This window comes from Stenotrophomonas sp. YJH_SMC_131 (genome assembly GCF_059367975.1).
In genome coordinates this window covers 294,448-307,561 of sequence record NZ_JCAFRJ010000002.1, presented here as the reverse complement: position 1 = coordinate 307,561, position 13,114 = coordinate 294,448, and the positions used below count along the sequence as shown (strand labels likewise).

Sequence of the window (13,114 nt, the reverse complement as noted above, 5' to 3'; positions counted from 1 at the left end):
GCCCTGCGCCCGCTCCGACGCCTTTCCTACCCCAGCCACGTCAGAGTGGCGGTTTTGCTCCCGGAGCCTGCCGTGCCCGTAGCCCTGCCCCGCCGTTGGCGCCTGCCCCTGTTGTGGCTGCTGATCATCGCCGCGTTGGCCGCCGGTATCGGCCTGCGCCAGCCGCAGCCGCCGGACGAGCCGCGCTTCGTGCTGGCGGCCCGTACCATGGTCGAAAGTGGGGAATGGCTGCTGCCGCACCGGGGCGTGGAGCTGTACGCGGAGAAGCCGCCGGTCTTCATGTGGCTGCAGGCGGCCGCTTACGAGGTGGTCGGCAGCTGGCAATGGTCGTTCCTGCTGCCGTCGCTGCTGGGCGCCCTGCTCAGCCTGTGGCTGGTGTCGGACCTGGCACGGCGGCTGTGGTCGCCGCGGCATTCCCTGTACGCCCTCGCGGCGCTGTTCTGCACCCTGCAGTTCGGCCTGATGGCCAAGCGCGCGCAGATCGACATGGTGCTGGTCGGCATGACCACGGTGGCCCTGTGGGGATTGATGCGCCACCTGTGCGAGCGCCGCAACCTGCCCGCGCTGTGGCTGGCCGGTTTCGCCGCTGGCCTCGGCACGGTGACCAAGGGCGTGGGGTTCCTGCCGCTGCTGATGGTGCTGCCGTGGTTCGGCTGGTGGCTGTACCAGCGCCGCCGCGGGCGCAGCGTGGACGGTCCGCACCCGGCAACGCTGCTGTGGCTGATCCCGGCCTTCCTGCTGGGCGTGGCGGTGTGGCTTGCCCCGCTGGGCTGGGCATTGCTGCATGAGCCCAGCGCGTCCCTGCAGTCCTACGCCCACGAACTGCTGTTCAAGCAGACCGGCACCCGCTACGCCAACGCCTGGCACCACCGCCAGCCGGTCTGGTACTACCTGCAGGTGATCCTGACCTTGTGGCTGCCGGGCAGCCTGTTGCTGCCGATGCTGTTCAAACCCTGGTGGCGCCGCATCCGCCGTGGTGACTGCCGGCAATGGCTGCTGTTGGGCTGGGCGCTGCTGGTGCTGGTGTTCTTCAGTGCCAGCCCCGGCAAGCGCGAGGTCTATGTGCTGCCAATGCTGCCGGCGATGGCGCTGGCGGTGGCCCCGCTGTTGCCTGGCCTGCTGCGACGGCTGTGCGTGCGGCGCTACCTGTTCGGCTACACCGTGGTGCTGATGCTGGCCACCGGCGTGCTCGGCGTGATGCTGATGACCGAGCATCCGTGGGCCCTGGCACAGCTGGAACGACGGGCGATGCCCGATTCGCTGCTGCCGGTGCTGGGAGATGGCCTGCTGACCTTTGCCATTGCCCTGGCCACGTTGATCGTGTGGCTGCGGGTGCGACGTGCCGCAACGCTGGTGTTGCTGACCCACGGCATGCTTTGGATGCTCTACGGCCTGGTGCTGATCCCGGCGCTGGATCCGTACGCATCAGCGTCGGCGGTGATGCGCCGGGTGGGCGCGCGGATCGGCCCGGATGCGGAGCTGGCACTGGTCGCCTGGCGCGAACAGAACCTGCTGCAGGCAGATCGGCCGGTGCGCGAGTTCGGCTTCAAGCGCCCGTGGGCCGAACAATGGCATGACGCCGGCCCGTGGCTGGCCGAGGCGCCGGGCAAGCGCTGGGTGCTGGTGCTGGACGATGCGATGAGCCCCTGCGTGGACCCGGCCAAGGTGATCGACATCGGCATTGCCAACAGGAATCGTTGGCAACTGCTTCCCGGTACGGCCTGGGACCCGAAGTGCCACGCCGAGCGCACCGGATCGACCGCCGAAGAAGACTGAACGGTGACGCGCGCCGGGGACTCATTAACCCGGCGCGAACGGGCGTCCGACCCTTCTCCGACATCGAGGTGACGAGCATGAGCGCGGATTCCGGAACCGCCCCTTCCCAGCATGCCCGTTCGTCCCATTGATGCGGCAGCGCCGCTTGCGACATCACCACTGGCGTCAAGATTCGCCGTAACTCACTTCTGGCTGCCTGTCGCAATCGGTCTGCCCGTGTTTACGCTGCTGATGGGTTTCGGCGGTGATCAATGGGTGGCCGATCACCTGTTCCGCCTCGAAGGTGGCCACTGGGCGTTGCAGGACGCCTGGGTCACCCGCACGGTGGTGCACAAGGCCGGCAAGTGGCTGAGCACGTCGGCGGCGCTGGTCGCGATCCTGTTGTGCGTGCACCACTGGCGCAAGGGGGGCGATCGCACCCTGCGATGGGCGCTGCTTTATGTCGTAATTGGCATGGCGCTGGGTACGGGCGTGATCTCCCTGCTGAAGACCCTGGTGCCGATGGAATGTCCCTGGGACCTGCTGCGCTACGGTGGCCATCAGCCCTATATCGGGCTTTTCACGCAGCGCCCGGCCGGCATGGCCGCACAGGCCTGCTTCCCTGCCGGCCACGCCAGCGCAGGCTATGCGTGGCTGTGCCTGTACTATTTCGCCCTGCTGTGGCGCCCGTCATGGCGCTGGGCAGGCTTGTGGATCGGCCTCGGCACCGGCCTGGTGTTCGGCATCAGCCAGCAGCTCCGGGGCGCGCATTTCCTTTCGCATGATGTTGCCACCGCGTTGATATGTTGGCTGCTGTCACTCGGCCTGTACCTGATCGTCAAAGGCATCCTGATCCGCCGTCAGCTGGACCGTCCCAACCGCCAGGAGGCAAACGCATGAGTGCATCGGTCCAACGCCCCGCCCGCCCTTCCGCGCTGGCGGGTCTTCGCCACTGGCGGCCACAGCTGTCCACCGAAGCACTGATCGCGTTCACCAGCCTGTTCTTCGCGGTGGCCGGCAACGGCCTGTTCTGGCACAGCGCGATGGCCAGCCATCCGGGCAGCCTGCGCTACGCGCTGTCGCTGCTGCTGTTGCTGCTGGGTGCGCACGGCGTGCTGCTGGGCATCCTGGTCTGGCGCTGGAACGCCAAAGTGGTGATCAGCCTGCTGCTGCTGGTGACCGCATTCGCCGCACACTACATGAGCCGCTACCACATCTACCTGGATGCGGACATGCTGCGCAACGTGCTGGCGACCGACCCCAAGGAAAGCCGCGAGCTGATGACGGTATCGCTGCTGTGGGCGGTACTGCTGCTGGCAGTGCTGCCGATGGTGGTGCTGTGGCGCGTGCAGCTGCGCCGCCGCAGCTGGGGCCGCAGCCTGCTCTGGCGCGTCGGCTTCCTGGTGGTGGCGGCAGTGACGGCTGTCGGCGGCGCGTTGATCTCGTTCCAGGATGTCTCGGCACTGATGCGCAACCAGCGTGAAGTGCGCTATCTCGCGACACCGGCCAATGTCCTGTTGGGCATGCCGCGTGCATTGCGTGGCGACAATCCGGTGCAGCGCGCGCCGAAGCTGCCGATCGGCACCGATGCCAAGGCCACCCCGCGCGCGCCGGCCAGCAAGCCGCGCCTGCTGGTGATCGTCATGGGCGAGACCGTGCGTGCGCAGAACTGGGGGCTCAACGGTGGCCGCAACACCACCCCGGAACTGGCGCAGGCCAGCGTGATCAATTTCCCGGACATGCATTCGTGCGGCACCAGCACCGAGGTTTCGTTGCCGTGCCTGTTCTCGCCGTGGGGCCGCCATGACTACGACGAGAAGAAGATCCGCGCGCACCAGTCGCTGCTGCACGTATTGAACCGTGCCGGCATCGCACCGTTGTGGCGTGACAACCAGTCCGGCTGCAAGGGCGTGTGCGAAGGCCTGGACTTCCAGTCGCTGTCCGATGCCACCACGCCGGGCCTGTGCGCCGATGGCCGCTGCATGGACGAGATCCTGCTGCAGGACCTGGCCACCCAGGTACGCGCCAGGCCCGGCGACCGGGTGGTGGTGCTGCACCAGCTGGGCAACCACGGTCCGGCCTACTTCGAGCGCTATCCGCCCGCATTCCGCCGTTTCACCCCGACCTGCGATACCCGTGACATTGGCCGTTGCTCGCGCGAAGAGATCACCAACAGCTACGACAATGCCGTGCTGTACACCGATCACTTCCTGACAAAGACCATCGGCACGCTGCAGGGCATGCAGGATTACGACACGGCGATGATCTACCTGTCCGACCACGGCGAGTCGCTGGGCGAGAAGGGCCTGTTCCTGCACGGCGTGCCCTACGCCATCGCCCCGGCCGAGCAGACCCGGGTACCGATGACGATGTGGTTCTCGCCAGGCTTCGCCAGCAGCCGTGGGCTGGACCTGCAGTGCGTGCGCAAGCGTTCGGCGGCGTATACCGACCATGACAACCTGTTCCCGTCGGTGCTGGGCCTGATGCAGGTGAAGACCTCGCTGTACGAACGCGACCGCGACGTGTTCGCCAACTGCGAGAGTTGAGGGGTGTTCGGCAGGGCTTGCAGCCCTGCACCTGCAGGGGCAACGGCCAAAGCAACAGCAACAGCGTGCATTCCGTGGGATGGTGGGGTGGGTCCGGTGGCGGGAGACGCCGTAAACCCATCCTTGGGGGCTTGGCCGCGGCATCCATGCCGCGGACACTCCCGCCACCAGACCCACCCCGCCTTCGACAGTTTTCCGCGATCTGTTGGACATGCCGATGGGGTCGGATCCGTTTTCCGTAGGAAAACGGATTCGACCCCATTTTGATTGTCGATATCTGACAGATGTGTCGACCAAGGTCGACACCTACCGACAGCACACGGAATCTGTCAGAGGTGGGGCGGTGTCGGAGTGCGGGGTGTCAGCCGCATGGATGCGGCTGCCAAGCCTACACGGACGTACTTGCGGCGTCCCCGCACTCCGACACCGCCCCGCCAAACCACGGATAGTCCGCTGTTGCTGTTGCTTCGGCTTTGCCGTTGCTTGAAGGCCTCTGCGGGTGCCGGGCGCCGCCCGGCCGACTTCCGCCACTTGCGGAGGCAGCGGCTGCCCACTAGCCTTCGGCCGTCGTTCACCACCCAAGGACCGCCCTTGAAACACCGTCATCTCCTGCTGGCCTCGGCAATCGCCGCCGCCACGCTGGCCCTGGCCGCCTGCAAGAAGGAAGCTGCCCCAGGCACCGATACCGCCAGCAGCAGCGCCCCGGCCGGCGAAACCGCCGACCAGTTCGTGGCCCGCATCAATGCCGAGTTCAAGGCCGCCTACCCGGAGATGACCTCGGCGCAGTGGCTGTCCTCCACCTACATCAATAGTGATTCGGAACGCATCGCGGCCAAGGCCAACGAGCGCTCGCTGACCCAGCTCAACAGCTGGATCGAACAGGCTGCGAAGTTCGACGGCAAGCCGATGAGCGAGGACAGCAAGCGCGCCATCCACCTGCTGAAGCTGATGTCGTCGATGCCGGCACCGCGCGACCCGGCCAAGCTGGCCGAGCTGACCCAGATCGCCACCCGCATGGAAGGCAGCTATGGCGCCGGCAAGTACTGCACCGATGCCAACGATCCGAACTCCTGCCGCCAGCTGGGCGAGCTGGAGCAGGTGCTGGCACGCAGCCGCGACTATGACAAGCAGCTCGACGCCTGGCAGGGCTGGCACAGCACCACCAAGAACATGCGCGGCGACTACCAGAAGTTCGTCGGCCTGGTGAACGAAGGCGCCAAGGGCATGGGCTTCACCGATGCCGGCCAGATGTGGCGCAGCGGCTATGACATGCCGCCGGAGCAGATCGGCCCGGAAACCGACCGCCTGTGGGAACAGGTCAAGCCGATGTACGAGCAGCTGCACTGCTACGCACGCGGCAAGCTGGACAAGACCTACGGCAAGGACAAGGCCGAAGTGGGCAACGGCCTGATCGCCGCGCACCTGCTGGGCAACATGTGGCAGCAGGACTGGTCGAACCTGTGGGACCAGCTGGAACCGTACCCGGGCGCCGGCAGCCTGGACATCACCGCGGCGCTGGAGAAGCAGTACCAGACCAACCTGAGCGCGGCGCTGGCCAAGGCCGGCAAGGATGCCAACGTGGCCGCGCAGTACAAGGCGCAGCGCGAGGCCGAACTGCGCACCGCCAAGCAGATGACCGAACGCGCGCAGGACTTCTACGTGTCGCTGGGCATGCCGTCGCTGCCGCAGTCGTACTGGGAACGCACCCAGTTCATCAAGCCCGATGACCGCGATGTGGTCTGCCACGCCAGCGCCTGGGACATGAACATGGAAGGCGACGTGCGCACCAAGATGTGCATCAAGCCGAACGAAGAGAACTTCACCACCATCTACCACGAGCTGGGCCACATCTATTACGACCTGGCCTACAACCCGCTGCCGCCGCTGTTCCAGGGCGGTGCCAACGATGGGTTCCATGAAGCGATCGGCGACACCATCGTGCTGGCGATGACCCCCAAGTACCTCAGCTCGATCGGCCTGGTCGATGCGCCGACCGAAAGCCGCGAAGCGGTCATCAACAACCAGATGCGCATGGCGCTGTCGGGCGTGTCGTTCCTGCCGTTCGGGCTGATGATCGACCGCTGGCGCTGGGGTGTGTTCGATGGTTCGATCACCGCCGACAACTACAACAAGGCATGGTGGGACCTGAAGGCCAAGTACCAGGGCGTGGCGCCTGCCAGTACCCGTGGCGAGGAGTTCTTCGATCCGGGCGCGAAGTACCACGTGCCAGGCAACACCCCGTACACCCGCTACTTCCTGGCGCGCATCCTGCAGTTCCAGTTCTACAAGGGCCTGTGCGACGCGGCCGGCTACAAGGGCCCGCTGCATGAGTGCACCTTCTACGGCAACAAGGAAGCCGGCCAGAAATACTGGGCGATGCTGAGCAAGGGTGCCAGCCAGCCGTGGCAGGCCACGCTGAAGGAGCTGACCGGCACCGACAAGCTCGATGCCGGCCCGATGATCGAGTACTTCACGCCGGTCAACGAGTGGCTGAAGCAGCAGAACGAAGGCCAGATGTGCGGCTGGCAGGCCAACGCGGCCCCGGCGGCAAAATGAAAAAAGGGGCGGGTCCGCAAGGATCCGCCCCTTCCTGGTAGTGCCGGCCGCTGGCCGGCAACTACGCGATGAAGACCCCGCGGGCAGCCGGCCAGCGGCCGGCTCTACCGCAATGCCTGTCAGCTGTCCTTCTTCGCCGCCATCGCCGCGGCCAGGTCCGCCTTGAACTCCTCGAAGGTCTGGCCCTTTTCCTTCGCTTCGGCCTGTGCGGCGTCGCGCAGCGCATCGGAGTACATCAGGCGCACCGGCGTGCCGTTGCGCTCGTGCAGTTCACCGGCCTGCATGATCAGCGCCAGTACCTGCGCGGCGGAGTCACTGTGGCCGGCGATACGGCCGTCCATGCCCAGCACCCATTCGCCATCGCGGCGCACGACACCGGCCAGCAGGGTGCGCTGCGCGTCGCGCAGTTCCGCATGCGGCTCCACCGGCGAGGCCTGGGCAGCGGCCTTGTTGGCGGCCTGCTTTTCCTGGCGACGGCGCTGGTCGCGGCGGGTCTTGGAGCTGGTGGACATGGTGCGGTACCGCTGCGAGGGGGGCGCAAGGATAGCGCACCCCCGCCCGCCACACCGCTTCACACCCCCTCAGTCCAACACTTTCCCGTGCCGCCAGTAACCCATGAAGGTGATCGTGCGGCGGTCCAGCCCGCACTCGCGGACCAGATGGCGACGGATCGCCATCACCGCTCCCGCCTCGCCTGCCACCCAGGCATACAGCGGCCCCGCCACGCTGGCATCGGCCTGTTCCCAGAGGATCTGCGCGTCGACGTCGATCTCTTCCAGTTCTTCGCCAGCGACCACGCTCGAGGCGGCCAGGCGCGCCTGCACCGCCTGCAACAGAGGCGCCCCGTACGCCGCCTGCCCGCGCGGCAACCAGACCAGCTCGGCCGTGGCCGGCGCCTTCAGGCGAACCGCATCACCGGCCTGCGCCACTTCCAGCAGGGCCAGCGTACGTGGCGGATCCACCCTGGCCGCCAGTTCCTCAAGAATGCCGGCCACTGCCGGCAGCGCGGTCTCGTCAGCCACCAGCAGCACCTGGCCAACGCCGGCCGGCGGCTTCCATTCCCAGCCCTCGCTGCTGTCGGCGCAGTCGGCATCCGGGGCCAGCAGCACCACGCGGTCGCCCGGCCGTGCATGGATGGCCCATCGCGAGGCCGGCCCGGTCTCGCCATGCAGCACGAAATCAACATCGACCTCGCCCTGCTCTGCACGCAGCTGGCGGAGGGTGTAGGTGCGCATCGGCGGGCGCTGATCGTCCGGCAGGGCCCGATAGCGTGGGTACCAGTCCTCGCCGCTGGGGACCTGCGGCACCTCCTGGCCGGGCAAGGGGAAGAACACCTTGATGCGCTGGTCCGGCCCTCCGGTCGTCATCCGCGCCACGTCGGCACCGGTGAACACCATGCGGTCCAGGGAAGGGGAAAGAACGCGGCGCTCCTTCAGCGCCACCTCGAACAGGCGGTAGGTCTGCTGCGCAGCCATGGGGAACCTCATGCAACGACAGTGGATCGGCTGGCTGTCGTGCACCTGTGCACCGGCTGGCTGGAGTGTCCAGCCTAGTCCGGCGGTTTCCCGTCGCAAGCGTTGCGGGCGTCGTAGCCTGCCCTACCCCTGCGCGCTGCTCAGTGACCCGTGCAGGCTGCCTGCGCCGCGCGTTCGCGCCGGTGTTCCCAGTACCAGAACACGAAGCCGGCGCCGAAGAACCCAGCCTGGCCCAACGCCAGGTGCAGCGGGCTGGCGCTGAGCAGCGGCGACACCACGCCGGCCACCACGGTGCTGATCATCAGCTGCACGAAGGCCTGCAGCGACGAGGCCAGGCCGCGCTGGTGCGGGTACATGTCCAGCACCGCCAGCGCCAGGATCGGGAAGATCAGCGCCATGCCCATGCCACCCAGGAAGATCGGCAGCACCGCCCACGGCAGCACGAACTGCGGCGCCAGCGCCACGTAGCCGACGTTCAGCAGCACCGACAGCGCGCACAGGCCGAAACCAATGGATACCTGGCGGGTGGGCGTGGTGTGCCCGGCCATGCGCCCGGACAGGAACGAGCCGGTGGTCATGCCGCCGATGGTGGGGATGAACAGCCAGGCGAAACCGCCCTCGCCCAGGTGCAGGTGTTGCATCACGAACACCGGTGCCGAGGAGATGTACAGGAAGATGCCACCGAAACCGATGCTGCCGGCCAGCGCCAGGCGCAGGAAGCGCGGATTGAAACCGATGCGCACGTAATCACGCATCAGCACCCGCGGCGACAACGGAACGCGCGCTTCGAGCGGATGGGTCTCCGGCAGGTAGCGGGCGGTGGCCGCCAGCAGAACCAGTGCGAACACCACCAGGAACCAGAAGATCAGCGGCCAGCCAGCACCGCTGAGCAGGATCCAGCCACCGATGATCGGCGCGATCGCCGGGGCGATGCCGAACAGCATCGACACCTGGCTCATCAGCCGCTGCGCGTCGTGACCGTGGTACAGGTCGCGGATCACCGCGCGGCCGACGATCATGCCGACGCCTGCAGACAGGCCCTGCAGGGCGCGGAACCCCAGCAGCGTGGTCAGATCGGTGGACAGCGCACAGCCGACCGAGGCGCCGACGAACACCACCAGGCCGCCGAGGATCACCCGCTTGCGGCCCCAGGCATCGGACAGCGGGCCGTGTGCCAGGCTCATCAGGCCGTAGAACAGCAGGTACACGCTGATGGTCTGCTGCACCGCCACCTCGTCCACCGCCAGGCGCTGGGCCAGCTGCGGGAACGCTGGGAAGATGGTGTCGATCGAGAACGGACCGAACATGGCCAGGCCGGCGAGCAGCAGGGCCATGCGGCGGGTGGAAGGAGCAACAGCGGCGGTCATGGAGAAGGCGTCCGGCAGGGCCATGCGCGGCACGCACGGCGGGCGCCAGTCCCCTGCAGCAGGGACGGCGCCAGATGAATTCGGGTATCCGCCCATCATAGGTGGGGATTGCGCCTGATGCCATGCAGCAGTGCACAAAACGCACGGGCGGGCCATCGGCCATTCAGGCGCCGCGGCCGGGCCCGCAGGCGGCTGGCGCGCCCGCAACGGGCTATAATCGGCGGGCAACACGGTGGGAGAAGCGGAACACCGCTGCCGAAGGCGCAACGCCCGTAATCGCTCAGGCCCGATACCACCCGTAACACAACTCTGGAGAGACCGGTTCGATCCGGCGCCGAAGGGGCACGAAGCCGCGGTTTTCCGCGCTTCCAAACTCTCAGGCAAAAGGACAGAGGGGCGCCCCGCAGACCGCCGACCGGCGGCTTGTGCCCGTGCGTGTGCCCTTTCCTGACGGATCCTTCGCCATGTCCCAGAACACCCCTTCCCTGCGTGAGCTCGAGCACCACAATGCGTTCGTCGAGCGCCACATCGGCCCCAACGATGCCGAGATCGCGCAGATGCTCGACGTCGTCGGCCACGCGTCGCTGGATGCGATGACCGATGCCATCGTACCGGCCAAGATCAAGTCGCCGGCGCCGCTGGCACTGCCGGAATCGATGACCGAAGTGCAGGCACTGGCGAAGATCCGTGCGATCGCCGACAAGAACACCGTGCTGCGCAGCTTCATCGGCCAGGGCTACTACGGTACCCACACGCCGAACGTGATCCTGCGCAACATCCTGGAAAACCCGGCCTGGTACACCGCCTACACCCCGTACCAGGCCGAGATCTCGCAGGGCCGCATGGAAGCGCTGATCAACTTCCAGACCCTGTGCGCCGACCTCACCGGCATGGAAATCGCCAACGCCTCGCTGCTGGACGAAGCCACCGCCGCAGCTGAAGCGATGACCCTGGCCAAGCGTTCGGCCAAGTCGAAGTCGGACACCTTCTTCGTGCACGACGCCGTGCACCCGCAGACCCTGGAACTGCTGCGTACCCGCGCCGAGCCCATGGGCATCGTGCTGCGCGTCGGCACCCCGGCGGAGGCACTGGAAGCAGAAGCCTTCGGCCTGCTGCTGCAGTACCCGGACACCTTCGGCCAGATCGGCGACTACAAGGCGCTGGTCGAGGCCGTGCACGCGCGCGGCGGCCTGGTGGCCGTGGCCACCGACCTGCTGGCGCTGACCCTGCTGGCCGCCCCGGGCGAATGGGGTGCGGACATCGTGGTCGGCAACAGCCAGCGTTTCGGCGTGCCGTTCGGCTTCGGCGGCCCGCACGCCGCATTCATGGCCTGCCGCGACGCCTACAAGCGCTCGATGCCGGGCCGCCTGATCGGCGTCTCGGTCGATGCCCAGGGCAACCCGGCCTACCGCCTGACCCTGCAGACCCGCGAGCAGCACATCCGCCGCGAGAAGGCCACCTCCAACATCTGTACCGCACAGGTGCTGCTGGCGGTGATGGCCTCGATGTATGCCGTGTACCACGGCCCGGAAGGCCTGACCCGCATCGCCCGGCGCACCCACCGCCTGGCCTCGATCCTGGCCGCCGCGCTGCGCGAGGCCGGCGTGCAGGTCGGTGGCGACTTCTTCGACACCCTGCATGTCACCGGCGTGCACGCCGATGAGATTCACGCCAAGGCCCGCGCCGCCGGTTACAACCTGCGTGCGATCGACAGCGACTCGGTCGGCATCAGCCTGGACGAGACCGCCACCCGCGCCGACGTGGTCGCACTGGCCGCCGTGTTCGGTGCGCAGGCCGACGTCGACGCGCTGGATGCCAGCACCGCCGATGCGCTGCCGGCCGGCCTGCTGCGCCAGTCCGCATTCCTGACCCATCCGGTGTTCAACACCCACCACAGCGAGCACGAACTGCTGCGCTACCTGCGCTCGCTGGCCGACAAGGACCTGGCGATGGACCGCACGATGATCCCGCTGGGCTCGTGCACCATGAAGCTCAACGCCACCGCCGAGATGATCCCGGTGACCTGGCCGGAGTTCTCGCAGATCCACCCGCTGGTGCCGGCCGACCAGGCGCTGGGCTACAAGGAACTCATCGACACGCTGGAAGCGATGCTGGTGGAATGCACCGGCTATGACGCGGTCAGCCTGCAGCCGAACTCCGGCGCGCAGGGCGAGTACGCCGGCCTGCTGGCGATCCGCGCCTACCACCGCTCGCGCGGCGAAGGCCACCGCGACATCTGCCTGATCCCGGATTCGGCGCACGGCACCAACCCGGCCTCGGCGCAGATGTGCGGCATGAAGGTGGTGGTGACCAAGACCGATGCCAACGGCAACGTCGACGTCGAGGACATCCGCCTCAACGCCGAGAAGTACAGCGACCGCCTGGCCGCGATCATGATGACCTACCCGTCCACGCACGGCGTGTTCGAGGAAGAGGTGGTGGAGATCTGCGAGATCATCCACAAGCACGGCGGCCAGGTGTACACCGACGGTGCCAACATGAATGCCCTGGTCGGCGTGGCCAAGCCGGGCAAGTGGGGGTCGGACGTTTCGCACCTGAACCTGCACAAGACCTTCTGCATCCCGCACGGCGGTGGCGGCCCGGGCGTCGGCCCGTGCGCGGTCAAGGAGCACCTGGCCCCGTTCCTGCCGGGCAAGCTGGGTGACAACGGCCCGGTCGGCATGGTCAGCGCGGCCAGCTTCGGCAGCGCCTCGATCCTGCCGATCAGCTGGATGTACATCGCGATGATGGGCCGCGACGGCCTGCGCAAGGCCACCCAGGTCGCGCAGCTCAACGCCAACTACATCGCCAAGCGCCTGGCCCCGCACTTCAAGACCCTGTACACCGGCCGCAACGGCCTGGTGGCGCACGAGTGCATCCTGGACGTGCGCCCGCTGGAGAAGACCAGCGGCATCGGTGCCGAGGACGTGGCCAAGCGCCTGATCGACTTCGGCTTCCACGCCCCGACCCTGAGCTTCCCGGTGGCCGGCACGCTGATGGTGGAGCCGACCGAGAGCGAATCGCTGCACGAACTGGATCGCTTCATCAACGCGATGATCCAGATCCGCGAGGAGATCACCGCGATCGAAGACGGCCGCCTCGACCGCGAGGACAACCCGCTGAAGAACGCGCCGCACACTGCCACCGCAGTGACCGCCAGCGAGTGGACCCACGCCTACCCGCGTGAACTGGCCGCCTTCCCGCTGGCCAGCCTGAAGCAGAGCAAATACTGGCCGCCGGTGGCGCGTGTCGACAACGTGTACGGCGACAAGAACGTGATGTGCGCCTGCATCCCGGTCGATGCCTACAAGGATGATGAAGTCGAGGCGTGATTCCTCACTGCATCGGTAAAGAAAACGGCCCGCGCAAGCGGGCCGTTTTCATGGGGCGTGTGGACCAAGGCCCACACCCACAA

Annotated in this window: 8 protein-coding genes and 1 riboswitch; of the genes, 5 read left to right on the top strand and 3 right to left on the bottom strand. The window is 67.3% G+C overall.

Translation table 11 applies throughout. The annotated features are described in order from the left end of the window. Nucleotides 1–72 precede the first annotated feature (72 nt). From AC5P56_RS05195 to AC5P56_RS05180, 4 genes are all read left to right on the top strand, one after another. Nucleotides 73–1,776, top strand: coding sequence for an ArnT family glycosyltransferase (locus AC5P56_RS05195; protein WP_050483544.1), 1,704 nt, complete (start codon nt 73–75; stop codon nt 1,774–1,776). Between the two features lie 111 nt (nt 1,777–1,887). Then, complete coding sequence (locus AC5P56_RS05190) at nt 1,888–2,655, top strand: phosphatase PAP2 family protein (RefSeq protein ID WP_069116217.1); 768 nt, start codon at nt 1,888–1,890, stop codon at nt 2,653–2,655. Continuing rightward, nucleotides 2,652–4,301 carry a phosphoethanolamine transferase gene (locus AC5P56_RS05185; RefSeq protein WP_445391833.1) on the top strand — a complete coding sequence of 550 codons (1,650 nt, stop codon included), beginning with the start codon at nt 2,652–2,654 and terminating at the stop codon, nt 4,299–4,301. The genes AC5P56_RS05190 and AC5P56_RS05185 overlap by 4 nt, the downstream gene beginning before the upstream one ends. Nucleotides 4,302–4,892: 591 nt before the next feature. Continuing rightward, a complete protein-coding gene (locus AC5P56_RS05180; RefSeq protein ID WP_032960031.1) occupies nt 4,893–6,857 on the top strand; it encodes a M2 family metallopeptidase in 1,965 nt (654 codons plus the stop codon). Nucleotides 6,858–6,976: 119 nt separating this feature from the next. On the opposite strand, the gene AC5P56_RS05175 is transcribed toward AC5P56_RS05180, so the two are convergent. The 3 genes from AC5P56_RS05175 to AC5P56_RS05165 form a co-directional block, all read right to left on the bottom strand. Continuing rightward, a complete protein-coding gene (locus tag AC5P56_RS05175) occupies nt 6,977–7,369 on the bottom strand; it encodes a hypothetical protein (protein WP_014648016.1) in 393 nt (130 codons plus the stop codon). Nucleotides 7,370–7,438: 69 nt separating this feature from the next. Then, entirely contained in the window at nt 7,439–8,332 is an 894-nt protein-coding gene (locus AC5P56_RS05170) for a siderophore-interacting protein (protein ID WP_049441930.1), read from the bottom strand. A 140-nt stretch (nt 8,333–8,472) separates the two neighbouring features. Next, nucleotides 8,473–9,699, bottom strand: a complete 1,227-nt coding sequence (locus AC5P56_RS05165) for a multidrug effflux MFS transporter (RefSeq protein ID WP_032960036.1) — start codon at nt 9,697–9,699, stop codon at nt 8,473–8,475. Between the two features lie 299 nt (nt 9,700–9,998). Next, a riboswitch (glycine riboswitch) is annotated at nt 9,999–10,101 on the top strand. Nucleotides 10,102–10,163: 62 nt separating this feature from the next. Here AC5P56_RS05165 and gcvP point away from each other — a divergent pair. After that, on the top strand, nt 10,164–13,031 hold the full coding sequence (gene gcvP, locus AC5P56_RS05160) for an aminomethyl-transferring glycine dehydrogenase (protein ID WP_032960028.1): 2,868 nt from the start codon (nt 10,164–10,166) through the stop codon (nt 13,029–13,031). The last annotated feature ends 83 nt before the right edge of the window (nt 13,032–13,114 follow it).

Excerpts from the sequence above, each read along its gene's own strand:
- AC5P56_RS05190 (WP_069116217.1), top strand. The coding sequence starts at position 1,888 with ATGCCCGTTCGTCCCATTGATGCGGCAGCGCCGCTTGCGACATCACCA.
- AC5P56_RS05185 (WP_445391833.1), top strand. The coding sequence starts at position 2,652 with ATGAGTGCATCGGTCCAACGCCCCGCCCGCCCTTCCGCGCTGGCGGGT.
- AC5P56_RS05175 (WP_014648016.1), bottom strand. The coding sequence starts at position 7,369 with ATGTCCACCAGCTCCAAGACCCGCCGCGACCAGCGCCGTCGCCAGGAA.
- AC5P56_RS05170 (WP_049441930.1), bottom strand. The coding sequence starts at position 8,332 with ATGGCTGCGCAGCAGACCTACCGCCTGTTCGAGGTGGCGCTGAAGGAG.
- AC5P56_RS05165 (WP_032960036.1), bottom strand. The coding sequence starts at position 9,699 with ATGACCGCCGCTGTTGCTCCTTCCACCCGCCGCATGGCCCTGCTGCTC.
- gcvP (WP_032960028.1), top strand. The coding sequence starts at position 10,164 with ATGTCCCAGAACACCCCTTCCCTGCGTGAGCTCGAGCACCACAATGCG.